Here is a 26,372-nt window from a genome sequence, read left to right as displayed (position 1 = left end):
TTCATCTGGCTATAAATATCCCGGGGGAGTCGCCCTGCGGGCGACGGGGGCAGCGCCCTCTATCCCACGATCTCCGCGGTCTCGAGGACTGCATGAAACAGAACATCCGCCCCGGCAGCTGCCCACTCTTTGCTGATCTCCTCGGCCTCGTTATGGCTCAGCCCGTCGACACAGGGACACATCACCATCGCCGTTGGCGCCACCCGGTTGATCCAGCAGGCATCATGCCCCGCGCCCGAGATGATGTCGGTATGCGTATATCCCAGCCGCTCGGCCGCATTGCGCACGGCACTCACGCAGCCCTCGTCGAATTTGACCGGATCAAAGCCGCCGACCTTTTCGAACTCGATCTGAAGACCCATCTCATTGACGATATCTTCTGCCGCAACCCGCAGGCGATTTTCCATATCCGTGATCACGTCCAATTCAGGCGACCGGAAATCGACCGTGAACACCACTTTACCGGGGATCACATTGCGCGAATTCGGATAGACGTCGATATGCCCCGCCGCCCCAACTGCGTGTGGCGCATGAGACCACGCAATCTCATCGACCTTCTCAAGAATACGCGCCATCGCCAGCCCGGCATTCTTGCGCATCGGCATCGGGGTCGAGCCTGTATGCGCGTCCTTGCCGGTCACCGTTACCTGCGTCCAACTCAGCCCCTGACCATGGGTGACAACACCGATATCCTTGCCCTCGGCCTCCAGGATCGGCCCCTGTTCGATATGCAGTTCGAAAAAAGCGTGCATCTTGCGCGCACCGACCTCTTCATCGCCGCGCCATCCGATGCGCTGCAATTCGTCGCCAAACTTTTTGCCCTCGGCATCTTCACGGTCATAGGCCCAGTCCTGCGTGTGCATCCCGGCAAACACGCCCGAAGACAGCATCGCCGGGGCATAGCGCGTGCCCTCCTCATTGGTCCAGTTGGTCGCAACAATCGGATGTTTGGTCTTGATCCCAAGATCATTCAACGTGCGAATGATCTCCAACCCGCCCAGAACACCCAGAACGCCGTCATACTTCCCGCCTGTGGGCTGCGTATCCAGATGCGAACCCACATAGACCGGCAGCGCCTCGGGGTCAGTGCCTTCGCGGCGGGCAAACATGTTACCCATCTGATCCAGCCCCATTGAACAGCCCGCCTCTTCACACCACCGCTGAAACAGGGCGCGGCCTTCGGCATCTTCGTCGGTCAGGGTCTGGCGGTTGTTACCACCCGCAATTCCGGGGCCGATCTTCGCCATCTCCATCAGGCTGTCCCACAACCTGTCGCCATTTATCCTGAGATTTTGCGCCGGAGCTGCCATTGTACTGTTCCCTGTTGCTTGCGATTGAACTCGCTATTTGGTGTCTTGATTTGACCATATGGTCAAACTCAGGCTATCACGGGGACTACACCAGTCAAGAAATTGCGTGGCGCAGTCCGAATTTTTAGCATAATCATCGCCCGTTTGACGAAGAATGAGACGACCTGAAAACATGCCGAAAGATCGCGCACCGACCCGAATTCAGAAAAAGAACCGCGCTGCCATTCTGGACGCCGCGCTGAACGTGTTTTCATCCCATGGTTTCCGGGGCGCGACGGTTGATCAGATCGCGTCCGAGGCCGGTCTGAGCAAGCCGAACCTGCTCTATTATTTCCCCTCGAAAGAGGCGATTCACACCGCTCTTCTGTCCGGGCTGCTTGAAATCTGGCTGGCACCGCTGCATGCGCTGGATGAAGACGGCGATCCGATGGAAGAAATCCTGGCCTATATCCATCGCAAACTGCAGATGAGCCGCGAGTTGCCCCGCGAAAGTCGCCTGTTTGCCAACGAGCTGGTGCAAGGCGCGCCCCGCATTCACGCGGCATTGTCCGAAGACCTCAAGGCGCTGGTCGATGAAAAATCCGCGATTCTGACCCGTTGGATGGATCAGGGCAAAATCGCGCGGGTGCATCCTTATCATCTGATGTTCTCGATCTGGGCATTGACGCAGCACTATGCCGATTTCGATGTTCAGGTCCGCGCCATTCTCTGCGACGAAGATCCGTTTGAAGGGGCTGAACCCTTTGTCGACCTGCTCTATCGCAAGCTGCTGACACCCTGAAAAAAGGGGCCGCAAAAGCGACCCCTTCCTGATGTGCAATCTTCCGATCATTCGGCCGCCTTGGCCATCGGGTTGTTCGGATGCGTGGTCCAGTTGGCATAGTCCGGCTGAACCTCGCGCCCGGTGCGCGGATCAACCTCGCCCGCAGCCATCGGCACCATCGAGATGCAGTCCTCGACCGGGCAAACATCGACGCAGAGGTTGCAGGCCACGCATTCCTCATCGATCACTTCGAACACCCGGTCGGCCGACATCGAGATCGCCTGATGGCTGGTATCTTCACAAGCGGCATAGCAACGCCCGCATTTGATGCACTGGTCCTGATCAATCTTGGCCTTGGCGATGTAGTTCAGGTTCAGATACTGCCAGTCGGTGACATTCGGCACCGCGCGACCGATCACCTGATCGATGCTGGTATAGCCCTTCTCGTCCATCCATTCCGACAGACCTGCGGTCAGTTCATCGATGATCTTGAACCCATAGGTCATCGCCGCCGTACAGACCTGCACATTACCGCAACCCAGCGAGATGAATTCCGCCGCGTCGCGCCATGTGGTCACCCCGCCGATACCCGAGATCGGCATACCATGCGTCGCTTCGGCCCGGGCAATTTCGGACACCATCGACAGGGCGATAGGTTTCACCGCCGGGCCGCAATAGCCACCATGACTGCCCTTGCCATCGATCGAAGGCTCGGGGCTGAACGTGTCCAGGTTGACGCTGGTGATCGAGTTGATCGTGTTGATCAACGATACCGCATCCGCACCGCCATTCCGGGCCGCTGTCGCCGGTTTGCGGATATCGGTGATGTTCGGCGTCAGCTTCACGATGACCGGACGGTCGTAATACTGCTTGCACCAGCGGGTCACCATCTCGATATATTCCGGCACCTGCCCCACGGCAGAGCCCATACCCCGTTCGCTCATCCCATGCGGACAGCCGAAATTCAGCTCAATCCCGTCCGCGCCAGTTTCGGCCACGCGCGGCAGGATTGCTTTCCACGCCGCCTCCTCGCAGGGCACCATGATCGAGGCGATCAGGGCGCGGTCCGGGTAGTCGGCCTTGACCCGCGCCATCTCTTCAAGGTTCACCTCCAGCGGGCGGTCGGTGATCAGTTCGATGTTATTGAGGCCCAGCAGGCGCCGGTCCGCCCCGTAGATCGCGCCATAGCGCGGGCCGTTCACGTTGACGACCGGCGGTCCTTCGGCCCCCAGCGTCTTCCAAACGACACCGCCCCATCCGGCCTCAAAGGCGCGGCGGACATTGTATTCCTTGTCCGTGGGCGGCGCCGATGCCAGCCAATATGGATTCGGACTTGAAATTCCCAGAAAGTTTGTCGTCAAATCAGCCATTTATCCGGCCTCCCTGATGCGGTTTTGCATCTTCATCTTTTCACAAATACTCATGGCGCAACCGCTGGATCACGCGGTCAGGCTGGCATGGATATCCATCGCGGCATCCCGCCCCTCGGCCACGGCGGTCACGGTCAGGTCGTCGCCACCGGCGGCGCAGTCGCCCCCGGCCCAAACCCCGGCGACCGAAGTCCGCCCTGCACCGGTCACGGCGATTTTGTTGCCATCCAGCGCCAGCCCTTCGGGCGCGCCTTCCAGAGTCTGGCCAATCGCCTTGAGCACCTGATCGGCCGGGATACGCACCGTTTCACCGGTTCCGGACAGGCTGCCCCCTTCGCTTGAAGTATATTCCAATTCGATCTCAACCGCCGATCCGTTGCCGTGCACAGCCACGGGTTGAACATTTGTCAGAATGCGCACCCCGTGCGAGGCCGCCAGATCCTGTTCATACCGGCTTGCGCCCATCGCCTCGCGACCCCGGCGGTAAGCGATGGTCACCTGTTCCGCGCCCAGCAGCTTGGACTTCACCGCCGCATCGACGGCAGTCATGCCACCACCGATCACCACGACATTGCGCCCAACCGGCAGGTTCGCCAGATCATCAGCCTGCCGCACATCCGAGATAAAGTCGACCGCGTGGCGTACGCCATCCTTGTCGGATCCCTGCGCCCGCAGCGCATTCACACCGGCCAGACCGATGGACAGGAAGACCGCGTCGTAGTTTTCAGCCAAACCCTCCAAAGAGACGCCAGCGCCCAAGGCTGACCCCGTCTCAATGGTGATCCCGCCGATCTTCAACAGCCAGTCGACCTCGGCCTGTGCAAAATCATTGGTCGATTTATAGGCGGCGATGCCGTATTCGTTCAGACCGCCCGCCTTGGGTTTGCTTTCGTGGATGACCACGTCATGACCCAACATCGCCAGACGATGCGCACAGGCGAGCCCTGCCGGCCCCGCCCCAATCACTGCAACAGTTTTGCCCGTCGGCGCCGCACGATCGAAGGGATGTTCGCCGGCCGCCATCAACGTATCGGTCGCGTAACGCTGCAGCCGTCCGATCTCGACCGGTTTGCCCTCTGCGGTTTCCCGCACGCAGGCTTCCTCACACAAGGTTTCGGTCGGGCAGACACGGGCGCACATGCCACCCAGAATGTTCTGATCGAAGATCGTGCGCGCCGCGGCTTGCGGCTGACCGGCCTGGATCTGGCGCAAGAACAGCGGGATATCGATATCCGTGGGACAGGCCGTCACGCAGGGTGCGTCGTAACAGAAATAACAACGATCTGCTGCTACGGCGGCCTCATGCGGCGCGAGCGGCGGATGCAGATCGGAAAAATTGGATGCCAACTCATCGCTGGAAAGCCGCCCAGCAACGATGCCGGGTGCCATCTGGCCCTGTGCCATCACTCTACTCCCTGTAGATATGTTTGTTATACCCTTCAGCTTGCCACAATTTCATTTTTTATCAACTGGTAAATTTTATCATCTGGTCAAAAAATAAAAACCCGGACGTAAAGGCCCGGATTTCAAGAATAATTGCAGTCTTATCGATCCTCGCTGCGTCAGATCATCCCGTTCAGATGCCCGGATTTGATCCAGACGCGGGCTCCACCCTTGCCCGCAACGGCGGTCGAGCGTGATCCCGGCGGCAACCGTAGCCAGTCCCAGGTGCCGAAATCCTCGCCTGCTTCTGAGAAGCTGCCTTCGATCACAAAAACCTCAAGCCCCTTGCTGGCGTCCAACTCGACGATCTGGCTCGCGGCCCAGTTTTGCACCTGAACATCCTCGTGTGCATCCTTGAACAGGTCGATATCCCCGCCCCCGTTGATCGAACGGCGCACCTCGGTACGATCATCGGGATCGAACTGATGCAGTTTCACCAGGATCGTCGCCCCTTCGCTGGCCGAGGGCGTGTGGGATGAGGTCGGAGGATTGCGTACATAGCTGCCCACCGGGAAATCTCCGGTCTCGTCCTGAAATACGCCATCAAGCACAAGATACTCTTCGCCGCCGTCATGGGTATGCGCGGCAAAGGCACTGCCGGGGGCAAATCGCACGATGGTCGTTGCCCGCGCGACTTCCTCGCCGATACGGTCCAGCATCTTGCGCTCGACCCCTGCGGCTGGCGACGCCACCCATTCGGTCTGATCAAAGTGAACGGCGACCCGCTGGCTGAAATCCGCATTGACCCGCATCTGCATTCCTCCTGCTTTGCTGTCTCATTAGATGGGACCCGGAATCTGAATTTCAAACCGGGATGATTTTGGGGTTTTGACGCCCTCCACCGCTTGATGTACTTCCGGTTGAGGCAGAGGCCGAAAATCGGCTCGATCAGAAAGCGCAACCAGATGCAGGCAAGCCCGGCGACATTCAACATCCTCATCATCGGGCAGAATAACCGGCTGCAATATGAGGCGCTTTTGTTTGCGGCATCTCTGCGCCACAGCGCGCCCGGCTTTAAGGGGCGGCTGTTTGTCGGCGTACCGCAGCCCGGTCCGCTGTGGCCACAGAACCCCAGCATTCAGGACCCCGATGTGTTGGAAGCGCTGCAGCACCTGGGCGCCGAAATCCTGCCCTTCGAGTCACACACATTCGGCGCGAGCTATCCCAACGGCAACAAGATCGAAGCCCTGCTGGCGATGCCCGAGGGTGAGCCGTTTGTCTTCTTCGACAGCGACACGCTGATCACCGGAGAGCTGAGCGAGGTCCCCTTCGATTTCGAACGGCCCGGTGCCTCGCTTCGGGTCGAGGGGACGTGGCCGAAACCCACCCTCTATGGTCCCGGCCATGATGGTATCTGGCGCGCGCTCTATGACCGGTTCGGGCTGGATTTCGAAAGCTCGCTCGATCCCGGCCAGCCATCGGGATATTGGCGGCACTACCTGTATTTCAACGCAGGCTACTTCTTCTACAAATGTCCCCGCCTGTTTGGCGAACGCTTTCTGGATTACGCCCGCACAATCCGGGACGAGGAAATTCCCGAACTGACCGGGCAGGTTCTTGACCCCTGGCTGGATCAGATCGCCCTGCCTCTGGTCATCCATTCCCTCGGTGGCGGGCGCGACGCTCTGCCCGACGGTTTGCTGGATGGCTCGGTCAGCTGCCATTATCGCCTGTTTCCGATGCTCTATGCCCGCGAAAGCGATCACGTGGTCGAGGTGCTGGAAACTGTGGTGGCCCCGAACAAGATCAAAAAGGTGCTCAAAGGGTATGACCCGCTGAAGAAGCTGGTGATCCAGCGCAAGGGCGCCAAGATCCGCGCCCTGTTCGACCGGGAAAACCTGCCTGCGCGCGAACAGGTCATCCGCAAGACGATCAAGTCCAAGGGGCTGTGGTTGCGGTAATCACAAAGTTGTGCGCGCGGCGGCAATGTCCTAGAGATTCAGCAGGATAGATTCCAACTGGAGATTTCAAAGATGTCAGACGGCCCCACCTACGGTTTTGATACCCTGCAAATTCACGCCGGGGCCCGCCCCGATCCGGCGACCGGAGCACGCCAGACACCGATCTACCAGACTACGGCCTATGTGTTCCGCGATGCTGACCACGCCGCCGCGCTGTTCAATCTGCAGGAAGTGGGCTTTATCTATTCGCGCCTGACCAACCCGACCGTTGCGGTGCTGCAGGAACGTGTAGCCACGCTGGAAGGCGGCGTAGGCGCGGTTTGCTGTTCCTCGGGCCACGCGGCGCAGATCATGGCGCTGTTCCCGCTGATGGGTCCGGGCAGCAACGTGGTGGCCTCGACCCGTCTGTACGGTGGCACGGTCACGCAGTTCAGCCAGACCATCAAACGGTTCGGCTGGTCGGCCAAATTCGTGGACACCGACGATCTGGACGCGGTTAAAGACGCCATCGACGAAAACACCCGCGCGGTGTTCTGCGAATCTATCGCCAACCCCGGTGGTTATGTCACCGACATCCGCGCGCTGGCGGATGTGGCCGACGCGGCGGGCGTTCCGCTGATCGTCGACAACACCTCAGCTACGCCCTATCTGTGTCGCCCCATCGAACTGGGCGCAACGCTGGTGGTGCATTCGACAACCAAATATCTGACCGGCAATGGCACCGTCACCGGCGGCTGCATCGTGGATTCGGGCAAGTTCGACTGGTCCGCAAATGACAAGTTCCCATCGCTCAGCGCGCCGGAACCGGCCTATCACGGGCTGAAATTCCACGAAACCTTTGGACCGCTGGCCTTTACCTTCCACAGCATCGCCATCGGTCTGCGCGATCTGGGCATGACGATGAATCCGCAGGCGGCGCATTACACACTGATGGGGATCGAAACCCTGTCGCTGCGGATGGAACGCCACGTTGAAAACGCGCAGAAGATTGCTGCGTGGCTGGAGGCGGATGACCGGGTGGAATACGTGACCTATGCCGGGCTGCCCTCGTCGCCTTATTACGACCGGGTCAAGGCGCATTACCCGCGCGGCGCGGGTGCGCTGTTCACTTTTGCGGTCAAGGGCGGCTATGACGCCTGCATCAAGCTGGTCAACGCGCTGGAGATCTTCAGCCATGTGGCCAATCTGGGCGATGCGCGGTCGTTGATCATCCATTCGGCCTCGACCACGCACCGGCAACTGACGCCGGAACAGCAGGAAGCCGCAGGCGCCAGCCCCAACGTTGTTCGCCTGTCCATCGGGATCGAGGATGCGGACGATCTGATCGCCGATCTCGATCAGGCGCTGGCCAAGGCGAGCGCCTGACCCATGGCTGCGGGCTATCACACGAACGCGTTGGGACAGCGCATCGGCCTGCCGGTGACGGGCGATTTTCCACGCCCGACACCGCCCTATACGCCGATGCAGGGCCAGTTCTGTTCGGTCGAGCCCCTGGACGTAAACCGTCATGCGCCCGGATTGTTCCGGGCGTTTGCCCACGACACCGATGCACGTAACTGGACCTATCTGCCCTATGGGCCCTTCACCGCCGAGGCAGAGTTCTTTGACTGGGTACAGGCCACCTGCACCGGGGGCGATCCGATGTTCCATACGGTTCTCGACAGTGATGGCACGCCGGTCGGCATGGCCTCTTACCTGCGCGTCACCCCGTCGGCAGGATCGATCGAGGTGGGGCATATCCACTTTTCACCGCTATTGCAGCGCACGCCCATGGCGACCGAAACCATGTTCCTGATGATGCAACGCGTCTTCGACGAGCTGGGCTATCGCCGCTATGAGTGGAAATGTGACGCCCTGAATGCGCCCTCTCGTCAGGCGGCCGAGCGCTTGGGCTTCACCTTCGAGGGCATTTTCCGACAGGCCACCCACTACAAAGGGCGCAACCGCGACACCGCTTGGTATTCGATCCTCGACAGTGAGTGGCCGCGGATCAAATCGGCATTTCAGACGTGGCTATCGCCCGACAATTTTGATGGTGCGGGCCAGCAACGTCAATCGCTGCGGGCCCGGGTCTGAGGTTACTCGGATATCTCGAAATCCATCGAGATATTGACCGAAACCGAAATCTCGCCCCCTGCAACCGGGACGCCTCCGGCATCGGACATCGCCATTTCGCGCATCTGGGCCATCGGACGCACGCCGCCACCGTGATCGTTGATCGAGATCACCGGGCCAAGTGTGATCCCGGCAGCCTGCGCCAGTTGCTGCGCTTTGGCGGTCGCATCCGCAACCGCTTTGGCCCGCGCTTCGGCTTCAAGCGGTTTGGGCTCTTGCACACCAAAGCTCAGACCGCCGAAATCATTCGCGCCGTCCTTGATCACCGCGTCCATGATCTGCCCCAGCTTGTCCAGATCGCGCACCCGCACGAACACCCGGTTCGAAGCTGTAAATCCGGTGATCTTGGGCGGCTTATTGCTGGAATTGCTGCGCCCCGACCAGACAGGCGACAGCGACAGATCGCGGGTCTGCACATCGCGTGCCTCCAACCCCATCTCGTCAAGCCGTTTGAGAATCTGCGCCACCGCATCCGAAGTCGCCTGCATCGCCACCGAGGCCTGTGGGTCATGGTTCGTCACCCCCAGCGTAATCGTTGCCATATCGGGGGCAGACACGGTGGTTCCGGTGCCACTGACCGAGATGCGACGTTCTTCCGCATGGGCTGGCATCGCGGCGACGGCTGCGGTCATCGCAGCCAGAAAAGCAAGTGTCTTCAAGGTGATCCCTCCTGTTGACTTGCCTCCAAGATGGACATCACAGCCCATACACGGCAAGGGGGAAGCGCGCCTTTTTCTTTCCCTCGGCGGGTTCCTGCTCTAATCTCGGACGGCAGACATCCAAGCGTTTGCATTGAAGCTGACAATTATGGTTCATCCGGATTATGAAACCCGCCTTTGCGCTATCATTTTCTGAAAGCGGTATCGCCCTGCATCACCAGTCGGACGGAGACTGGTACTGCATCGGTATCGTTCCGTTGGATGCGCCCGATCATCAAGAGCAGATTCAGGCCCTGCGCGATCAGGGATTCGCGCTGGAAAACGATCTAAGCTGCAAGCTGATCATCCCCGCAGATCAGGTGCGGCTGCTGACGGTTGAAACCGATGGTCTGGACGGTGACGCTGCGGTGCAGAAGGTCGAAGAAGCACTGGCCGCTGCGACGCCCTATGAACTGTCAGAACTGGCCTATGTCACAGATGTCGATGGCCCTGAGACCCACGTCGCCGCCGTGGCGCAGCAGACACTGAATGAGGCAAGCGGATTTGCCACCGATCACGGTTTTATCCCCGAGGCATTCTGGCTGAGCGCAACCGGTCAAGACACGCTGAACGAGCCGTTCTTTGAGATACCCGTCGTGCAGAACGAAACGACCGTGGCCTCCCCGGTCCAAACGCCCGAGATTTCGCTCCCGGTGCCCGACCCTGAACAAAAGCCTGAGCCTGAGCCTGAACAACTGCCTGAGCCTGAGAGCGATGAGACGCCGCAAATCCCGGTGCATGCAATCGCGGATGAAGCCCCTGTTTTCGCGCCCGCCGCTAACGCCCTGCCCGCAGCCACAAAGCCAGGGATTGACCTGAAACGCTTTGCTCTTCCCGCGATAGCCGCGTCGGTTGTCGTCGGAATGCTGCTGGGCGTTTGGTCCTTCAACAGCTCAGAACCGGAAGTGGTCGAAGTGGCAGAGCCGCTGAATCCACAGCCGGAACCACAATCGGAAGTCGCGACCGAAGAGCCGCCGGAGCAAACTGCCGCAGCGGAGCCTGAAACCACTCAGCCAGAGGCCCCGGAAACTCAGGTCGCAAACCTGCCGCCCGAACCCGACGCATCAGCCACCGAAACAGAGGATGAGCCAGAGCTGTCCGCAACCGACACGGCCATCCTCGAAGCGTTGAAGGTCGCGCCGGAACCGGTTGAAGAGATTGCAGAACCTCTGGAAGACAGAACTGAATTTCATGCATTCACGGGCACGGCCCCGGCTGAACCTTCCGACCTTGGTGCAGCACCCCGGCAAATCGAAGATGACCTCTATTTGACCTCGGTCGACCGGTCGGACCTGTCGACCGACATTGTGGCTCTGCCATCGCTTGCCAGTCTGGACACGGACGAGCCCCCCGCCCAGATCACTTTGCCCGGTGAGGCCGGGCAGCGGTTTGAACTGGATGAGCGCGGCCTGGTAACGCCAAGCGCCGAAGGCACATTGAACCCAGCCGGGGTGATGGTTTATCTGGGCCGCCCACCGTCGGTGCCACCCGAGCCCCCGACCCGGTTTGAGACGGAACCGGTCGTGGTCGAAGTGGTTGACGAACGGCTCGCCGCCATCCGCCCGCGACCGCGCCCGGAAAACCTTGTCGACCAGTTCGAACGTCAGCAGCTTGGCGGACGGTCCCTGCAAGAGTTGGCTTCGGTCCGACCCAAGTTGCGACCCGAAACGCTGCAGGTGCCCCAGCAGGTTGACGAAACACCAACAGCACTGGCGGTTGTGCGCGTACCGCGTCCAAAAACCCGGCCTGCCAGCCTGACGGCACGGGCAACGCCCAAACCAAGCACGAACAGCGCCCCACTGGCGTCGACCGCAAACGTTGCCAGCAGTGAGGATGAGGTCGGTTCATTCCAGCCAAAGGCGGTGCAACCGAAAATCCCGACAACTGCTTCGGTCGCACGGCAGGCGACCATCGACAACGCAATCAACCTGCGCAAGCTCAACCTGATCGGTGTCTATGGCACCCCGGCCAACCGCCGCGCCTTGGTCCGACTGCCCAGCGGACGGTACAAAAAGCTGAAGGTCGGGGATCGCATCGATGGCGGCAATGTTGTTGCAATTGGCGACAGTGAATTGCGCTATCAGAAACGCGGCAAGAACGTCACGCTCAAGATGCCGCGCGGATAAAGACAAAGCGCCATGTCGGGCAGACACGGCGCTTTGAAGGTTTCAGTGGTGTGATCAGGCGGCCGAGATTTCACCTGATTCAATCTGCTCCCGCTCGATGGATTCAAACAGCGCTTTGAAGTTGCCTTCGCCAAACCCGTCATCGCCCTTGCGCTGAATGAACTCGAAGAAGATCGGGCCGATCACGGTTTTTGAGAATATCTGCAGCAGGATCTTGGTCTCGCCGCCATCGACAACGCCTTCGCCGTCGATCAGGATACCGTGTTTCATCATCCGGTGCTTGGGTTCGTCGTGGCCTGTCACGCGATCATAGGACATGTCATAATAGGCCTCGTTCGGGCCGGGCATGAACTTCAACCCTTTCTCGGCAATCGCGTCGGTCGAGCTGTAGATATCATCGCTGCCCACGGCGATATGCTGGATGCCCTCGCCCTTGTATTTCTTCAGGTAAGACACAATCTGCCCAGTTTCGCCCCGGTCTTCGTTGATCGGAATGCGGATGCGACCGCAGGGAGAGGTCAGCGCGCGGCTGTAAAGCCCGGTGAACTTGCCGTGAATGTCGAAAAAACGGATTTCACGGAAGTTGAACAGATCTCCGTAGAACTTGAACCACTTGTCCATGTTGCCCTTGAACACGTTGTGGGTCAGATGATCAAGGTAATAGAACCCGTCGCCGCGGGGTTTCGACTGCTCCAGCCACTCGAACTCTTCATTATAGGGCGAGGTGTCGTAATACTGATCGATGAAATAGATCAGCGAACCGCCAATGCCTTTGATGGCAGGGACATTCATAGTCTTGTCAGCACCGTCATAAGGCTCGGCCCCTTTGGCGATGGCGTGCTCATAGGCTTTCTGCGCATCCACGACGCGCCAACCCATCGCAGGGGCGCAGGGACCATGCTCGGCCACGAACCTGGCGGCAAAACTGTCGGGGTCCGCGTTCAGGATATAGGTGACATCGCCTTGCTGCCATAGCTCGACCTTAGGCGTATCGCGGTGATAACCGACATAGTCGAACCCCATCCGTGCAAACAGGTCACGCAGCTCCTGCGGCTCGGGATGGGCGAATTCGACAAACTCGAACCCGTCGGTGCCGGCGGGGTTTTCATCGCTGATCACGGATTTCGGGGCGTTGTGTGGGAAAGGACCCATGGCGCGTCTCCTCGGAAAACAGGAATTTCTTTGCTGATTCAAAAATACGCCTTAAACAACGCTGTTTCTGCGCGTTGTTTTCGTGTAACCTAAGAGGAAACGCGGATAACCCGCATGATTTGGGCAGAAACCGGAGATTCACCGCACATGCTGGATGCAACCGACACACGGCTGTTGTCAGCTTTGCAAAAAGATGCACACCTGACGGCGCATCAGCTGGGCGAGATGTTGAACCTGTCCGCCAGTCAGGCGGGCCGTCGCCGACAGCGGCTGGAGGCTGAAGGTTACATCACCGGATACACTGCGCGGCTTGATCCGCTGAAGCTGGGCCTGCAGGTGCAGGGGTTCATTCAGGTGCATCTGGGCACCCATGGCCCCGATCAATCTGCCAGTTTCGCCCGCATGGTCAACACCCGCCCCGAAATCAGCAGCGCCTGGACGATGACCGGAGAGGCAGATTACCTGCTTCACGTCTATTGTGACGACTTACCGGCACTCAACAGCTTGATTCATCAGGTGATCCTGCCGCATCCTGCGGTGGCACGGGTGCAAAGCCAGATCGTAATGGATCAGTTGAAACGCGACGCGCCGCTCCCGACCTGAGCGGTTTCAAGAGGACGATAATGAACGAGTTCCTTTATCAGGCATCGATCTATCTGGCAGCGGCGGTGATTGCCGTCCCGCTTTCAGCCCGTTTGGGGCTGGGCTCGGTGCTTGGCTATCTGGCCGCGGGCATCGCCATTGGCCCCATTCTGGGCCTTGTCGGCGCCGAGACCGAAAGCCTGCAGCACGTGGCCGAATTCGGCGTCGTGATGATGCTGTTCCTGATCGGTCTGGAACTGGAACCTCGCGCCCTGTGGGATATGCGGGACAAGCTTTTGGGTCTTGGAGGGCTACAAGTCGGCCTGTCAACCATCGCCATCGCAGCGGTGGCCTTCTATACCGGCCAACCTTGGTCAGTATCTCTGGCGGTTGGCCTCACGTTGTCGCTGTCTTCCACCGCGATCGTGCTGCAAACTTTGTCTGAGAAGGGGTTGATGCAGACCAATGGCGGGCGGGCCACCTTCTCGGTGCTTCTGACACAGGACATCGCGGTGATCCCGATACTGGCGCTTCTGCCACTTTTGGCCTTGCCTGCGAGTATCCACATCGAAGATGACGGATCCATCAGCCGTGGCGTAAGTGCCGCCAAGGACGCGGATTATCACGCCACGCTCTCGCTGGTCGAAGGTCTGCCCGGCTGGGCCGTTACGCTTGTCACCATCGGTGCGGTCGCCTTCGTGGTATTGGCAGGTATCTACCTGACCCGCCCGCTGTTCCGTTTCATCCATGCCACCCGCCTGCGCGAGATGTACACGGCGCTGGCGCTGATGATCGTGGTCGGCATCTCGTTCCTGATGACCCTGGTCGGCCTGTCGCCCGCTCTGGGCGCTTTTCTGGCCGGGGTGGTTCTGGCCAGTTCGGAATTCCGGCACGAAATGGAAAGCGACCTTGAGCCGTTCAAGGGGCTGTTGCTGGGCCTGTTTTTCATCACCGTCGGCGCCGGGATCGACGTGGGGTATTTCTTCGACGATCCGTTTGACCTGATCGGTCTGGCATTGCTGGTCATTCTGGCCAAGGGGATCATCCTGTTCATCGTCGGGCGGGCCTTCAAGCTGCGCGGGCGCGATCACTGGCTGTTCACTCTGGGGCTGGCGCAGGCCGGTGAGTTCGGCTTTGTCCTGCTGGCATTTTCAACGCAACAGAACGTGATCCCGCCGGGCCTGTCGCAGAAACTGTTGATGATCATCGCGCTGACCATGTTGATCACGCCACTTCTGTTCATCATCTACGACCTGCTTTTGCGCTTTGTCGGTGAAAGCAAACCGCAGGTCGAACCCGATCAGATCGACGAAAAAGGCCCTGTCATCATCGCCGGGATCGGTCGGTTCGGACAGATCGTCAATCGACTGGTGCAGGCCAGCGGGTTCAAGACGGTGGTTCTGGATCATGACATCGAAACCATCCAGTTGATGCGCCGCTTTGGGGTCAAAGGTTTTCTGGGCGATCCCACACGCCCCGAATTGTTGCGCGCGGCTGGCATCGAAAAGGCCGCCGTGCTGGTGGCCGCGATGGACGATTACAAACAGGTGACCCGGCTGGTCGGCTACGCCCGCCGTCAACGGCCCGACCTGCACATCATCGCACGCGCCCGCGACCGCACCCATGTCTATGAACTCTATCAGGCCGGAGCCAACGATATCGTGCGCGAGATGTTCGATGGATCGCTGCGCGCGGGCCGGTATGTTCTGGAGAATATCGGGCTCAGCGAATACGAAGCCGCGCAAGCCGAACAAACCTTCTATCACCATGATCGCAGTTCGGTCCGCCAATTGGCGGAACTGTGGATACCGGGCATGCCGACCGCCGAGAACAAGAAGTATATCGAGCGGGCGCAGGAACTGGAGAAAGATCTGGAAACGGCCCTGCTGGAGCTGGCCGAGGAGCACGCAAAGAAATCGGCCTGACCCGGGCCTCAGCCCCGGTCAGGCGCCTGGATTAACCGTCCGAGACTCCGGCCTCGGCAAAGGTCGCCATGCCGGAATGGCAGGCCACCGCGCTTTTCAGGATATTGATCGCCAGCGCCCCGCCTGAACCTTCGCCCAAGCGCAGGCCGAGGCTCAGCAATGGTTCCTTGCCCAGTTTGCCCAACATGGCCGCATGCGCGCCCTCGGCGCTTTGGTGACCCGCAACACTGTGGTCAAGCGCGGTATCGGAAATCTGCGCCAGACATGCTGCCGCTGCGGTGCAGATGAACCCGTCCAGAATGACCGGAATGCGCAGCACCCGCGCGGCGGCAATCGCCCCCGCCATGGCCGCAATCTCGCGCCCGCCCAGACAACGCAGGACATGCAGACCATCGCCTTGACCGTGCAGGGCAACGCCTTCGGCCACAACGCGGGTTTTATTGACCAGCCCCGCGTCATCCACACCGGTCCCACGTCCGGTCCAATCCGCCGCCTCTCCGCCAAAAAGCGCGCAGGCAATGGCCGCAGCTGGGGTGGTATTGCCGATCCCCATCTCGCCGACCACAAGCAGATCAGACTGCGGATCGACCGCTTGCCAGCCTGTGCGCAGGGCGCTCAGAAGCTCCTCTTCGCTCATCGCGGGGCCTTGGGTGAAATCCGCAGTGGGGCGTTCAAGCTCCAGCGCGTGCACGTCCATCTTCGCGCCTGCGGCCTTGGCCAATTGGTTGATCGCCGCACCGCCATGTTCGAAATTCATGACCATCTGCACCGTCACCTCGGGCGGGAAAGCCGAAACGCCCTGCGCAGTGACACCATGATTGCCCGCAAACACGATGACCTGAGGCGCATTGATCTGAGGCCGCGCATCCCCGCGCCAGCCCGCATACCAGATCGCCAGATCCTCAAGCCGACCCAACGCGCCGGGCGGCTTGGTCAGTTGGCCGTTGCGCTCGCCCGCGCCCTCCACGGCAGAGGGGTCCGGACCGGGCGCACCTGTCAGCGCATCGCGGAAACTGTTCAGATCATTGAGTTCAGGCAGCATTGAAAGCCTCGTTGCATCAGAGTGGTTGTGTGTGTTTAACCAATGCTGGCAAAGCAACAAGACCCTGAAAGGCCTGGGAGTGACCAAAAACGACACCGCCCCATTTTCTGCGTGGGATATCCCTCTGGCTCTGGTCCTGCTGACCCGCTTGCCCCTGCCGCGCTTGCCCGACGCGGCATTTGCCCGGCAGTCGCGCGCCGCATGGGCCTATCCCTTGGCGGGACTCGTTGTCGGAGCACTGGCCTGCGGGGTTGCCTGGATCGCGATCTGGGCGCAGTTGCCCCCGCTCGCGACCGCCGCTCTGCTGATCGCGGTGCTGATCACCGCGACCGGAGCGATGCATGAAGACGGGCTGGCCGACACTGCCGACGGGCTCTGGGGTGGTTTCACGCCTGAGCGTCGGTTGGAGATCATGAAGGACAGCCATATCGGCACCTATGGGGTACTGGCGCTGTTGCTTGTGCAACTGCTGCGGCTCAGCGCCGTCGTTGCGCTGATTGGCGCAGGTCTGCTGACGGGTGTTCTGGCCGCCTGCCTGTTTTCTCGCGCCATGATGCCGGCCTTGATGCGCGCCTTGCCCAATGCCCGCAAATCGGGATTGAGCCATTCGGTCGGCGCGCCGCCCCTGCCCGCTGTACTGGCTGGTATAGGTCTGGCTTTCATACTGTCCTTGGTGCTGCTGGGCGGATCAGCCATCGTGCCGATGCTCTGTGCCCTGATCTCCGTGGCCATCGTGGCGCGCGTCGCCAGGATCAAGATCGGTGGTCAGACCGGCGACATTCTGGGCGCCACTCAACAGATATCCGAGGTCGTATTCCTTTTGGCGCTGACCGTATCGCATTAAGATGCGCCCCCGGTTTCGATGCGCAATGTCGCGCCGCAATGTTTGCAATGCACTGCGTCCGGGTCGTGCCGGAACAGACCGCAGCTCGGGCATTTGTAACGCACCTTTTGCGGCATGAAGATCGCCTGGGCCAGACGCACGAACAGCGCCACACCGACCACCATGATGAAGACAGAGAACAGCTTGCCTGCTGGCGTAGTCAGCGTGATATCCCCGAACCCGGTTGTCGTCAGTGTCGCCATGGTGAAATAGAGCGCGTCGATATAAGGGTTTTGCGCGTCATCCGGGACAAAGAAGACCAGCACCGCGGTCGAGGTCGCAAATACAAACACCAAAAGGTTGGTCGCCGCGATCACCGCGTCCTCATGAGTGCGGAAAAACGGGCTGTCCCGACGCAAATCCCGCAGCAGGTGATAGGAATGTATCAGCCGTAAAGCGCGCAATATCCGCACGAATGCCAGGTTCCCGGTCAAAAATGGATCGAGCAACAGGGATGCGATCACCACAATGTCGGCCAGCGTGTAAATCTGGCGCAGCAATTTCCAGCGATCCTTGGCAATCCACAACCGGGCACAGAAATCCAGCAGGATGATCAGCCCAACCCCCAGGCTTGCAGCCGTAAGTCCCGGCCCGTGCGGAATGTTCGCGGTGGCGACAAAAAAGATGATCGAGGCGATGTCGAACAGGATCAGCCCATAACGGAACCAGACCGAAACAGGCTCGTGACTGATGTAGAGATACTTCACAGTCTGCTTCATCATGACCCCGTATCTTCCTGCAGTTACAGAAAAATACCCGACAAGTGACGCGATACCAAGCCGCGGCCACGAAAAAAGCCGCCCCAGTGACAGGGCGGCTTTGAAACGGTTGGTATGTTGATCAGGCGGCGCGCGAGGTCAGCACCTCATCCACCTGTTTGGCAGCAGAAATCTCATCCGCGCCCGATACGGCGGCCACTTCGCGGGTCAGACGCTCAAGCGCGGCTTCATAGAGCTGACGCTCGGAGTAGCTCTGCTCGCGCTGATCGTCGGTGCGGTGCAGGTCGCGGACCACCTCGGCGATCGAGATCAGGTCGCCCGAGTTGATTTTCTGTTCATATTCCTGCGCCCGGCGCGACCACATGGCGCGCTTCACCTTGGCCTTGCCCTTCAGCGTCTTCATCGCCTGGCTGATCACATCCGGCGAGCTGAGCGACCGCAAACCGGATTCGGTAACCTTGTTGGTCGGCACCCGCAGGGTCATCTTGTCCTTCTCAAAGGAGATCACGAACAGCTCAAGCGAGAACCCCGCGACCTCCTGTTCCTCGATCGATATGATCTGACCCACGCCATGGGCGGGATAGACAACATAATCGTTCGGGCGGAACTCAAGCTTCTTCGACTTCGACATTCAGATACATCCTTCGTTACAGACCGGGACATAAGACGACAAAAACACCCCAGCCGAGGTCCAATACGGCCCCGTCAGGCGGTTCTTTTGTCACAAAATCAGGACTCCAAAGTGATCATACTTACGGAGCACATCCCCATCACAGTCATCATTCAGGTATTGAGTATATCACAAAAATGCGACACCCAAAAGAGCATCCTCCGGCAAAGGAGGAAATCACGCATTATCTCAACAGGATAAGGCGTCAGCGGGCATCAATCCTGCGAAGCTTGTTCCCCGAATCGCTTAACCGCCCTCGCCCGGCGCTTCCGAGAAATACTTCTCCATCTTGCCTTCTTCGCCGTCGCGTTCCTCGGCCTCGGGCAATGGATCTTTCTTGGTGACGATCACCGGCCACATTTCCGAGTATTTCCGGTTAAACTCGACCCACTGCTCCATCCCCGGTTCGGTGTCGGGACGGATGGCGTCGGCAGGGCATTCGGGTTCGCACACGCCGCAATCGATGCATTCGTCGGGATGAATGACCAGCGTATTCTCGCCTTCGTAGAAACAATCCACCGGGCATACCTCGACGCAGTCGGTGTATTTGCAGCCAATGCAGTTTTCGGTGACGACATAGGTCATTGTTTGGTTCCCATTTACGCTTTGGCGCCTAGCTAATCCAGACAGGGACCATCTTCAAGGTCAGATCATCCCTTTGGGGTGCGAGAAAGATCAAGCGCGCGCCGTTCTTTCTTGGTCGGACGACCTTTTCCCTCAAAACCCGGGTTTTTGGGCGGTGCGTCCTGCTTTTCGGTCATATCAAAGTACAGCGTTTGCGCCTCAGGGGCCGGGCCCCTGCGTTCGCCCAGCTTTTCGATGCGAACGACTCTGACGATCCGCCCCTGCGGGAAGGTCAGAACATCTCCGGGGGCTACAGCCTGAGCTGGCTTCAGCACCCGGTTTCCGTTCAACCTGACATGGCCGCCGCTGACCTGTTTGACGGCCAGGCTGCGGGTCTTGAAGAACCGCGCCTGCCACAACCACTTATCGATCCGCAGCTTGGCCTGATCCATGACGGATCAGTTACCGTCCTTCAGACCCATCAGCGCAGCCGCGAACGGGTTGTCGGGATCGATGGCCTTTTCCTTTTTCGGAGGCCGCGACGAGAAGGATTTGGCGCCCTGCGGCTTGCCGCCCTTCTTGCCCTGCGGCTTGCGACCGTCCTGAGGCTTGCCGCGCGGTTTGCCCTTGCCCTGCCCCTGCTCGCGGCGTGGGCCACGTTTGGGCTGACGCTGACGGCCCCAGGTGAAGGTGTAGAACACCTCGGCTTCGGGTTCTTCCGCAGCGAGAGCCTCGGCTGCCGCCTCGGTGCTGTCGGTGGCCTCGGCTGGCGCCTCGGCGGGTGCGGCGACCTCTTCGGTCGGGGCTTCCGGCGCGGTAGTTTCTTCGGCGACAGGTTGCTCGGGCGCGTCTGTCGCAGTTTCGGGCGCGGTTTCGACCGGTGCCGGTTTGACCTTCTCACGCTCTCCACGTTCGGCCTTGTAACCCAGACCCTGCATCAGGTCGGCGAATTGCTCCAACGTCATGCCGGTGATCGAGAGCATGTCGGGCTTGGCCTCGAACCCGCCCCGGCTGTCCTCGGCGCGCAGCATATCGGCCAGACGTTCCAGCATGTCGATCCGGATCGAGCGTTCGCCCGCATCGCGGTAGCCGCACATGGTGTCATAACCCTGCGGTGCATCCTTGGCGACCGGCACAGTAACCAGACCCGGAGGCGGTGCCTCGGGAAATTCCTGCAAGCCGCTGGACAGCGCCCAGAGAACCAGGCGCAGGCGCGTCGGTGCGGGTTTCAGCAGCAGCGGCATGAAGATGGTGAACTGACCGAACCGGATGCCATGCTTGCGCAGCGCGCCGCGGGCGTCCTGATCCAGATCCTTGACTTCTTGCGCGACCTGCGCGCGGGGCAATACGCCCAGCGCCTCGACCATACGGAAGGCGAAACCTTTGGCCAGACCGGACAGTTCCTCATCCCGCGCCAGGTTCAGCAGCGGCTCGAACAGCGCGGCGACCTTGCGGTCGATGAAATGCTGCAACCGGCGCTGCACTTTCTGCTCGACATCCGGCCCTGCGGCCTCATCCACAAAAACCTCGACCATCGGCTTGAGCGGCTCTGCCCCGGCAACCAGTTTGCCGACGGCATATTCGCCCCACATCAGGCCACCCTGATCGGTGAAATCAATTTCGGTATCGGGCGCGTTGTAGAAGCGATCGGCACGCAGATGGAATTGCGGCGCGAGTGCCTGCAGCGAGGCCGATTTCAAAGCTTTCGCCTCGGTCCCCTGCGCAGCTTTGTCCGGCGAGAACCGGAACCCTTCCAGACGACCGACGAATTCGCCTTCGACGGTCACTTCACCCTTGTCATTTACTTCGGCCAAAAGGGCCTCCTTCTGTTTGAGCCGGCGCAGCAACACAGATGTGCGCCGGTCCACAAATCTCTGAGTCAAACGATCATGCAATGCGTCTGACAGCCTGTCTTCTACAATGCGCGTTTCCTCACGCCAATGCGATTCGTCACGCACCCAACCGTTTCGTTGCGCAACATATGTCCAGGTGCGAATATATGCCAACCTTTTGGACAATGCATCAATGTCACCATGGGTTTGGTCGATCCGGCGGATTTGCCGCGCCATGAAATCATCGGGGATGGAGCCGCGCTCGTGTAGGTGGCCATAGATCACCTCAAGCAGGCTGGCATGTTCGGCGTGGCTGATGCCGCGAAAATCGGGGATTCGGCACACATCCCACAGCAGACGGATGGATTGGCCGTCGCTGGCGCGGGCCTCGACTTCGGCCACTTGCGACAGCGATTTCAGCACATTCAAATCGTCGGCGGGGCGCGCCCTGATCAGGTGTTCGTCGTCCGGGCTGACCTCAAGCGATGCGATTAGCGCGTCAATTGAGCCGAAGCGAAGGGCGGCATTCCGCCAGTTGAGCTTTTTCATCGGCGTAAAGCGGCTGTCCATAATCGCCTGCGCCGTGCCTTCGTCCAGCGGCGGAGCCTCACCGGTGACGCCAAAGGTGCCGTCGGACATGCCGCGCCCGGCCCGGCCTGCGATCTGCGCCAGTTCGTTGGGGGCCAGAGGCCGCATCCGCCGCCCGTCAAATTTGGTCAGCGAAGAAAACGCCACATGGTTCACATCCAGATTCAGCCCCATGCCGATGGCATCGGTGGCAACCAGATAGTCGACCTCGCCATTCTGATACAGCTCCACCTGCGCGTTCCGCGTGCGCGGGCTGAGCGCCCCCATGACCACAGCCGCCCCACCCTTTTGACGGCGCAGCAATTCGGCGATGGCATAGACGTTATCCACTGAGAATCCGACGATGGCGCTGCGCGCGGGCATACGGCTGATCTTTTTTGAGCCGGAATAGACCAGTTGCGACATCCGCTCGCGCCGGGCGAACTGCGCCTCGGGCACCAGCGCGGCAATGGGGCCGCGCATGGTGTCGGAGCCCAGAAACAGCGTCTCATGCGTACCGCGCGCGCGCAGCAGGCGGTCGGTGAAGACATGGCCGCGTTCAGGATCGGCACAGAGCTGGATTTCGTCGATGGCGACGAAATCGGCGCCCATACCCTCGGGCATCGCCTCGACCGTGCAGACCCAGTACTGGGCACGCGGCGGCACGATGCGCTCCTCACCCGTGACCAATGCCACCACGGACGGCCCGCGAATTGCGATGATCTTGTCGTAAACTTCGCGCGCCAGCAGACGCAGCGGCAGACCGATGACACCGGTGCGATGCCCCAGCATGCGTTCAATCGCGTAATGGGTTTTACCTGTGTTGGTCGGGCCGAGTACGGCCACTATTCGGGAAGACCCGCTCACCTTTGCCCCCTGCGCCCTGAGACTTACAGCGCCTTGCCTTCAACTTGAGGCTTCAGCCGATTCACGGCATTGGTTACTTCTTCGTGATGGGGATGTATAGCCAACGCCCGCGAATAGGCCTCAAGCGCCTGTTCGGGCTTGTCCACGATCTCGAATATCAGACCCAGACCATAAATGGCCTCGTAATTGTTCGGGTTAAGGGTCAGCGCGTGTTCGAGGTCGGCCGCAGCCATGCCAAATCGGTCGATGCCGAAGAAAGCCGAAGCGCGCACATGCCAGCCTTCGGCAAATTCCGGCGCGTGATCCGTCAGTGCTGTCAGATGATCCAGGGCGGCATCGACATCGCCATCCTCCAGCGCCTCTCGCCCCCGCTCCAGCAGCAGATCCGCCGAGGCCGATCCCGACTGCGACCACAGCGCCTGCAACTGCCGGTCCAGACCGATGGCCTGCTCGGGCGTCGATTGCGCGAGTTGCTGCAACAGCACCGTTTCGTCCCGCGAATCCGCCTGCTGCGCGGCGCAAGTGGTGGAAAACGTGACTATGACGGCAAGTGCCGCGACGGTACGTTTGAGATTGGTGATTGCAATACCCATAACAATGGTCAGTGTAGCGTAGCGACCGGGGATGTCCATTCACGGCGCATGAACAAAATGAGGAAGACCATGAGCGATATTCTGGAAAAAGCCGCGGCGGCATTGAATGAAAAACTGACTGGCGGCGATTTCGACGCGTCAGCCAAATTTGCCATCGCCGATCTGGGCGCTATCGTTCTGGACGCAAACGGCGCGCGGGTCAGCGATGATGAGGCCGATGTGACCCTCAGCGCCGATGCGGATACGTTCGAGCAGATCCTCAGCGGCGACCTGAACCCCACGGGTGCGTTCATGTCCGGCAAGCTGAGCGTTGACGGAGATATGGGTATCGCCATGAAACTTGCCTCGGTACTGGCCTGATGGACTTCTCGCCGGCCCCCTTGTTCGAAGACGTGGCCGGCGGCCCTGCCGGTGGTGCAGCCCATTGGCTGACCACGCAAGACGGCAAACGCATTCGGGTGGCACATTGGCGCCCCGAAAACGATGCACGCGGCACGGTGATGCTGTTTCCCGGCCGCACGGAATATGTCGAAAAATACGGCGATACGGCCAAAGAGTTTGCAAATCGTGGCTTTGCCAGCCTGTCGGTCGACTGGCGTGGTCAAGGTCTTGCAGACCGTCTGCTGGAGGATCCGCGGATCGGTCATGTTGGTCAGTTTACCGATTACCAGCATGATGTGCGGTCCACTCTGGAGCTTGCCGATAAACTGAATTTGCCCAAACCCTGGTACGTGATTGGCCATTCGATGGGCGGGGCCATCGCGTTGCGCGCTATCCTTGAAGGTGCTGATTTTGCGGCCTGCGCCTTCACCGGGCCGATGTGGGGAATTTATTTTTCTCCGATCATGAAACCGCTCAGCCAATTGACCGCCTATTGGGGGCCGCGTCTGGGGCTGGGAGAGAAAACACCGCCCACGACCTCATTGGAAAGCTATGTGGCCTCGCAGCCCTTTGAAGGCAATGTGCTGACCCGTGATCCCGCGATGTATCAAATGATGCGGGATCAGTTGGCGGCGCATCCTGAACTGGCCTTGGGCGCGCCATCCACGATCTGGCTGCGCGAGGCGCTGGATGAATGCGCCTGGCTGATGGAACAGACCGCGCCTGACACCCCGGCGCTGACGTTTCTGGGCAGCCACGAACAGATCGTGGATCGCAAGGCGATCCGGGCACGCATGGCGAACTGGCCCAGCGGGATACTTGTCGAAATTCCAGACGGCGAACACGAGGTTCTGATGGAAGCGCCCGAGGTGCGCGGCCCCGTCTTGGACCAACTGGCCTCTCATTTTCTGGCAGCCAACGCAAAACCCAGGCCCGAGCCCTGTCATTAAGGTCTGGGTCGACGGGCTGCTTGTGATCCGGGCGCGCCGCGCCTAAATGTTTGCAAACGCAGTTTATTCGAGGTGACCCATGCGCGACCTTCCCTTCCCCGTCCGTGACGCAAATGCAGGCGGAGGCGCCGATGATCTGGGCAACCTGCCGGAATGGGATCTGACGGATCTGTATATGTCCGAGGATGCCGCGGAACTGTCCCGCGATCTGGACTGGCTGGAAAAGGAATGTGCCGCCTTTGCCTCGGATTACGAGGGTAAGCTGGCTGATCTTGACGCTGCAGGCCTGCTGACTTGCGTGCATCGCAACGAAAAGATCAACGCCATCGCGGGCCGCATCATGTCATTTGCAGGGTTGCGCTATTACCAGCTGACCACCGATGCAGATCGCGCCAAGTTCCTGTCGGACATGCAGGAAAAGATCACCGTTTTCACCACCCCGCTGGTATTCTTCACGCTTGAGATCAACCGCATCGAAGATGACGTGCTGAAGGCGCATTTCGATGCCAATGCCGATTTTGCACGGTACGAGCCGGTCTTCCGCCGCATTCGTGCGATGAAGCCTTATCAGCTGTCGGATGAGCTTGAGAAATTCCTGCATGATCTGGGTGTTGTCGGCGACGCCTGGGAACGCCTGTTCGACGAAACCATCGCGGGCCTTACCTTTACCGTCGATGGCGAAGAGCTGAATATCGAAGGTACTCTGAACCTGCTGACGGAACAGGACCGCGCCAAACGCGAGGCCGCCGCGCGAGAGCTGGCTACGGTTTTCCAAAACAATATCAAAACCTTCGCGCGCGTTCATAACACACAAGCCAAGGAAAAAGAGATCGTCGATCGCTGGCGCAAAATGCCAACTGCCCAAACCGGTCGTCACCTGTCGAATGACGTCGAACCCGAAGTCGTCGAGGCTCTGCGCGAGGCTGTCGTGGCCGCCTATCCCAAGCTCAGCCACCGCTATTATGAGCTGAAACGCAAATGGCTGGGGCTGGACGTGATGCAGGTCTGGGACCGCAACGCGCCGCTACCGATGGAAGACACCCGCATTGTCGGCTGGGATGAGGCCGAAAAGACGGTGATGGACGCCTACAACGCCTTCGACCCCCGCATGGGTGAAATCGCTTCCCCGTTCTTTTCTAAAGGCTGGATCGACGCGGCGGTGAAGCCCGGAAAGGCACCCGGCGCCTTTGCCCACCCCACCGTCACCGAGGTTCATCCCTATGTGATGCTCAACTATCTGGGCAAACCGCGCGATGTGATGACGCTGGCGCATGAGCTTGGTCATGGCGTGCATCAAGTGCTGGCCGCCGATCAGGGAGAGATGCTGTCCTCCACCCCTCTGACGCTGGCCGAAACTGCCAGCGTGTTTGGCGAGATGCTGACCTTCCGCAAGATGCTGGATCAGGCCGAGACCCCCGAACAGCGCAAGGTGCTGCTGGCGGGCAAGGTCGAGGATATGATCAACACGGTGGTCCGCCAGATCGCCTTCTACGATTTTGAATGCAAGCTCCACGCTGCCCGCCGCGAGGGCGAACTGACCCCGGACGATATCAACGCCCTTTGGATGAGCGTTCAGGCCGAAAGCCTTGGCCCCGCATTCGAATTCATGGACGGGTATGAGACCTTCTGGGCCTATATCCCCCACTTCGTCCATTCGCCCTTCTACGTCTACGCCTACGCCTTCGGCGACGGCCTCGTGAATGCGCTGTATTCGGTTTACGAAAGCGGCGCCGAGGGGTTCGAGGACAAGTATTTCGAGATGCTGCGCGCCGGTGGTTCCAAACACCACAAGGAACTGCTGGCCCCGTTCGGTCTGGACGCCAGCGACCCGGAATTCTGGGACAAGGGTCTGTCGATGATTTCAGGCTTCATTGACGAACTGGAAGCGATGGAAAGCTGATGCAGCGAGGCAGCCGGAT

The 26,372-nt window shown here is 60.0% G+C and carries 24 protein-coding genes; 11 read left to right on the top strand and 13 right to left on the bottom strand.

What is annotated here, in order from left to right:
• Positions 1-59: 59 nt before the first annotated feature.
• Positions 60-1,310 carry a Zn-dependent hydrolase gene (locus ACR0K9_RS03720; RefSeq protein ID WP_480532919.1) on the bottom strand — a complete coding sequence of 417 codons (1,251 nt, stop codon included), beginning with the start codon at positions 1,308-1,310 and terminating at the stop codon, positions 60-62.
• 172 nt (positions 1,311-1,482) lie between these two features.
• Here ACR0K9_RS03720 and ACR0K9_RS03715 point away from each other — a divergent pair, with 172 nt between their 5' ends.
• Entirely contained in the window at positions 1,483-2,091 is a 609-nt protein-coding gene (locus tag ACR0K9_RS03715) for a TetR family transcriptional regulator C-terminal domain-containing protein (protein WP_480820869.1), read from the top strand.
• 47 nt (positions 2,092-2,138) lie between these two features.
• On the opposite strand, the gene preA is transcribed toward ACR0K9_RS03715, so the two are convergent.
• The 3 genes from preA to ACR0K9_RS03700 all read right to left on the bottom strand — a co-directional run bounded on the left by preA (position 2,139) and on the right by ACR0K9_RS03700 (position 5,638).
• Positions 2,139-3,443, bottom strand: a complete 1,305-nt coding sequence (gene preA / locus ACR0K9_RS03710) for an NAD-dependent dihydropyrimidine dehydrogenase subunit PreA (RefSeq protein WP_480820867.1) — start codon at positions 3,441-3,443, stop codon at positions 2,139-2,141.
• A gap of 69 nt (positions 3,444-3,512) precedes the next feature.
• Positions 3,513-4,847 carry an NAD(P)-dependent oxidoreductase gene (locus tag ACR0K9_RS03705; protein ID WP_480820865.1) on the bottom strand — a complete coding sequence of 445 codons (1,335 nt, stop codon included), beginning with the start codon at positions 4,845-4,847 and terminating at the stop codon, positions 3,513-3,515.
• A 158-nt stretch (positions 4,848-5,005) separates the two neighbouring features.
• Positions 5,006-5,638, bottom strand: a complete 633-nt coding sequence (locus ACR0K9_RS03700; protein WP_480532927.1) for a cupin domain-containing protein — start codon at positions 5,636-5,638, stop codon at positions 5,006-5,008.
• A 153-nt stretch (positions 5,639-5,791) separates the two neighbouring features.
• Between ACR0K9_RS03700 and ACR0K9_RS03695 the strand changes: the two genes are divergently transcribed.
• The 3 genes from ACR0K9_RS03695 to ACR0K9_RS03685 all read left to right on the top strand — a co-directional run bounded on the left by ACR0K9_RS03695 (position 5,792) and on the right by ACR0K9_RS03685 (position 8,863).
• Complete coding sequence (locus ACR0K9_RS03695) at positions 5,792-6,787, top strand: hypothetical protein (protein ID WP_480820863.1); 996 nt, start codon at positions 5,792-5,794, stop codon at positions 6,785-6,787.
• A 72-nt stretch (positions 6,788-6,859) separates the two neighbouring features.
• Entirely contained in the window at positions 6,860-8,152 is a 1,293-nt protein-coding gene (locus tag ACR0K9_RS03690; RefSeq protein ID WP_480820861.1) for an O-acetylhomoserine aminocarboxypropyltransferase/cysteine synthase family protein, read from the top strand.
• Positions 8,153-8,155: 3 nt separating this feature from the next.
• Positions 8,156-8,863, top strand: a complete 708-nt coding sequence (locus tag ACR0K9_RS03685) for a GNAT family N-acetyltransferase (RefSeq protein ID WP_480820859.1) — start codon at positions 8,156-8,158, stop codon at positions 8,861-8,863.
• Between the two features lie 2 nt (positions 8,864-8,865).
• Here the strand turns inward: ACR0K9_RS03685 and ACR0K9_RS03680 are convergent, their stop codons facing one another.
• On the bottom strand, positions 8,866-9,561 hold the full coding sequence (locus ACR0K9_RS03680; RefSeq protein WP_480532935.1) for an SIMPL domain-containing protein: 696 nt from the start codon (positions 9,559-9,561) through the stop codon (positions 8,866-8,868).
• A 164-nt stretch (positions 9,562-9,725) separates the two neighbouring features.
• On the opposite strand from ACR0K9_RS03680, the gene ACR0K9_RS03675 reads away from it, so the two are divergent.
• Positions 9,726-11,726: a hypothetical protein gene (locus ACR0K9_RS03675; RefSeq protein WP_480820857.1), complete on the top strand. Its 2,001-nt coding sequence runs from the start codon at positions 9,726-9,728 to the stop codon at positions 11,724-11,726.
• Between the two features lie 54 nt (positions 11,727-11,780).
• Here the strand turns inward: ACR0K9_RS03675 and hppD are convergent, their stop codons facing one another.
• On the bottom strand, positions 11,781-12,878 hold the full coding sequence (gene hppD, locus ACR0K9_RS03670; RefSeq protein ID WP_480820855.1) for a 4-hydroxyphenylpyruvate dioxygenase: 1,098 nt from the start codon (positions 12,876-12,878) through the stop codon (positions 11,781-11,783).
• 147 nt (positions 12,879-13,025) lie between these two features.
• Here hppD and ACR0K9_RS03665 point away from each other — a divergent pair, with 147 nt between their 5' ends.
• Positions 13,026-13,481, top strand: coding sequence for an Lrp/AsnC family transcriptional regulator (locus ACR0K9_RS03665; protein WP_480533142.1), 456 nt, complete (start codon positions 13,026-13,028; stop codon positions 13,479-13,481).
• A 20-nt stretch (positions 13,482-13,501) separates the two neighbouring features.
• Positions 13,502-15,385, top strand: coding sequence for a monovalent cation:proton antiporter-2 (CPA2) family protein (locus ACR0K9_RS03660; RefSeq protein WP_480820853.1), 1,884 nt, complete (start codon positions 13,502-13,504; stop codon positions 15,383-15,385).
• Between the two features lie 31 nt (positions 15,386-15,416).
• On the opposite strand, the gene cobT is transcribed toward ACR0K9_RS03660, so the two are convergent.
• Positions 15,417-16,427: a nicotinate-nucleotide--dimethylbenzimidazole phosphoribosyltransferase gene (gene cobT, locus ACR0K9_RS03655; protein ID WP_480820851.1), complete on the bottom strand. Its 1,011-nt coding sequence runs from the start codon at positions 16,425-16,427 to the stop codon at positions 15,417-15,419.
• 79 nt (positions 16,428-16,506) lie between these two features.
• Between cobT and cobS the strand changes: the two genes are divergently transcribed.
• Entirely contained in the window at positions 16,507-17,271 is a 765-nt protein-coding gene (gene cobS, locus ACR0K9_RS03650; RefSeq protein ID WP_480820849.1) for an adenosylcobinamide-GDP ribazoletransferase, read from the top strand.
• On the opposite strand, the gene ACR0K9_RS03645 is transcribed toward cobS, so the two are convergent.
• The 6 genes from ACR0K9_RS03645 to ACR0K9_RS03620 form a co-directional block, all read right to left on the bottom strand.
• Entirely contained in the window at positions 17,268-18,029 is a 762-nt protein-coding gene (locus ACR0K9_RS03645) for an ion channel (protein WP_480821377.1), read from the bottom strand. The two genes, cobS and ACR0K9_RS03645, sit on opposite strands and share 4 nt — an antisense overlap.
• Positions 18,030-18,150: 121 nt before the next feature.
• Entirely contained in the window at positions 18,151-18,660 is a 510-nt protein-coding gene (locus ACR0K9_RS03640; RefSeq protein ID WP_170792284.1) for a CarD family transcriptional regulator, read from the bottom strand.
• A gap of 285 nt (positions 18,661-18,945) precedes the next feature.
• Positions 18,946-19,284: a ferredoxin FdxA gene (gene fdxA / locus ACR0K9_RS03635; protein WP_010439399.1), complete on the bottom strand. Its 339-nt coding sequence runs from the start codon at positions 19,282-19,284 to the stop codon at positions 18,946-18,948.
• 65 nt (positions 19,285-19,349) lie between these two features.
• Positions 19,350-19,715, bottom strand: coding sequence for an RNA-binding S4 domain-containing protein (locus tag ACR0K9_RS03630; protein WP_480820847.1), 366 nt, complete (start codon positions 19,713-19,715; stop codon positions 19,350-19,352).
• A gap of 6 nt (positions 19,716-19,721) precedes the next feature.
• On the bottom strand, positions 19,722-22,529 hold the full coding sequence (locus ACR0K9_RS03625; protein WP_480820845.1) for a helicase-related protein: 2,808 nt from the start codon (positions 22,527-22,529) through the stop codon (positions 19,722-19,724).
• A 23-nt stretch (positions 22,530-22,552) separates the two neighbouring features.
• A complete protein-coding gene (locus ACR0K9_RS03620) occupies positions 22,553-23,161 on the bottom strand; it encodes a tetratricopeptide repeat protein (RefSeq protein ID WP_480820843.1) in 609 nt (202 codons plus the stop codon).
• Between the two features lie 30 nt (positions 23,162-23,191).
• Here ACR0K9_RS03620 and ACR0K9_RS03615 point away from each other — a divergent pair, with 30 nt between their 5' ends.
• The 3 genes from ACR0K9_RS03615 to ACR0K9_RS03605 all read left to right on the top strand — a co-directional run bounded on the left by ACR0K9_RS03615 (position 23,192) and on the right by ACR0K9_RS03605 (position 26,353).
• Positions 23,192-23,482 carry an SCP2 sterol-binding domain-containing protein gene (locus ACR0K9_RS03615; protein WP_480820841.1) on the top strand — a complete coding sequence of 97 codons (291 nt, stop codon included), beginning with the start codon at positions 23,192-23,194 and terminating at the stop codon, positions 23,480-23,482.
• Entirely contained in the window at positions 23,482-24,453 is a 972-nt protein-coding gene (locus ACR0K9_RS03610; protein WP_480820839.1) for an alpha/beta fold hydrolase, read from the top strand. Before ACR0K9_RS03615 ends, ACR0K9_RS03610 begins: the two co-directional genes overlap by 1 nt.
• A gap of 79 nt (positions 24,454-24,532) precedes the next feature.
• On the top strand, positions 24,533-26,353 hold the full coding sequence (locus ACR0K9_RS03605; RefSeq protein ID WP_480820837.1) for a M3 family oligoendopeptidase: 1,821 nt from the start codon (positions 24,533-24,535) through the stop codon (positions 26,351-26,353).
• Positions 26,354-26,372 lie beyond the last annotated feature (19 nt).

It is taken from the genome of Ruegeria sp. L12 (genome assembly GCF_056531745.1).
The sequence above is the reverse complement of the archived record's forward strand: the minus strand, read 5'-3'. Positions and strand labels throughout refer to the sequence as shown.

Excerpts from the sequence above, each read along its gene's own strand:
- ACR0K9_RS03700 (WP_480532927.1), bottom strand. The coding sequence starts at position 5,638 with ATGCGGGTCAATGCGGATTTCAGCCAGCGGGTCGCCGTTCACTTTGAT.
- ACR0K9_RS03630 (WP_480820847.1), bottom strand. The coding sequence starts at position 19,715 with ATGGATCAGGCCAAGCTGCGGATCGATAAGTGGTTGTGGCAGGCGCGG.
- hppD (WP_480820855.1), bottom strand. The coding sequence starts at position 12,878 with ATGGGTCCTTTCCCACACAACGCCCCGAAATCCGTGATCAGCGATGAA.
- ACR0K9_RS03660 (WP_480820853.1), top strand. The coding sequence starts at position 13,502 with ATGAACGAGTTCCTTTATCAGGCATCGATCTATCTGGCAGCGGCGGTG.
- ACR0K9_RS03675 (WP_480820857.1), top strand. The coding sequence starts at position 9,726 with ATGAAACCCGCCTTTGCGCTATCATTTTCTGAAAGCGGTATCGCCCTG.
- ACR0K9_RS03605 (WP_480820837.1), top strand. The coding sequence starts at position 24,533 with ATGCGCGACCTTCCCTTCCCCGTCCGTGACGCAAATGCAGGCGGAGGC.
- ACR0K9_RS03690 (WP_480820861.1), top strand. The coding sequence starts at position 6,860 with ATGTCAGACGGCCCCACCTACGGTTTTGATACCCTGCAAATTCACGCC.
- preA (WP_480820867.1), bottom strand. The coding sequence starts at position 3,443 with ATGGCTGATTTGACGACAAACTTTCTGGGAATTTCAAGTCCGAATCCA.
- ACR0K9_RS03715 (WP_480820869.1), top strand. The coding sequence starts at position 1,483 with ATGCCGAAAGATCGCGCACCGACCCGAATTCAGAAAAAGAACCGCGCT.
- ACR0K9_RS03610 (WP_480820839.1), top strand. The coding sequence starts at position 23,482 with ATGGACTTCTCGCCGGCCCCCTTGTTCGAAGACGTGGCCGGCGGCCCT.
- ACR0K9_RS03620 (WP_480820843.1), bottom strand. The coding sequence starts at position 23,161 with ATGGACATCCCCGGTCGCTACGCTACACTGACCATTGTTATGGGTATT.
- ACR0K9_RS03705 (WP_480820865.1), bottom strand. The coding sequence starts at position 4,847 with ATGGCACAGGGCCAGATGGCACCCGGCATCGTTGCTGGGCGGCTTTCC.
- ACR0K9_RS03640 (WP_170792284.1), bottom strand. The coding sequence starts at position 18,660 with ATGTCGAAGTCGAAGAAGCTTGAGTTCCGCCCGAACGATTATGTTGTC.
- ACR0K9_RS03720 (WP_480532919.1), bottom strand. The coding sequence starts at position 1,310 with ATGGCAGCTCCGGCGCAAAATCTCAGGATAAATGGCGACAGGTTGTGG.
- ACR0K9_RS03695 (WP_480820863.1), top strand. The coding sequence starts at position 5,792 with ATGCAGGCAAGCCCGGCGACATTCAACATCCTCATCATCGGGCAGAAT.
- cobT (WP_480820851.1), bottom strand. The coding sequence starts at position 16,427 with ATGCTGCCTGAACTCAATGATCTGAACAGTTTCCGCGATGCGCTGACA.
- fdxA (WP_010439399.1), bottom strand. The coding sequence starts at position 19,284 with ATGACCTATGTCGTCACCGAAAACTGCATTGGCTGCAAATACACCGAC.
- ACR0K9_RS03645 (WP_480821377.1), bottom strand. The coding sequence starts at position 18,029 with ATGAAGCAGACTGTGAAGTATCTCTACATCAGTCACGAGCCTGTTTCG.
- ACR0K9_RS03665 (WP_480533142.1), top strand. The coding sequence starts at position 13,026 with ATGCTGGATGCAACCGACACACGGCTGTTGTCAGCTTTGCAAAAAGAT.
- ACR0K9_RS03685 (WP_480820859.1), top strand. The coding sequence starts at position 8,156 with ATGGCTGCGGGCTATCACACGAACGCGTTGGGACAGCGCATCGGCCTG.
- ACR0K9_RS03615 (WP_480820841.1), top strand. The coding sequence starts at position 23,192 with ATGAGCGATATTCTGGAAAAAGCCGCGGCGGCATTGAATGAAAAACTG.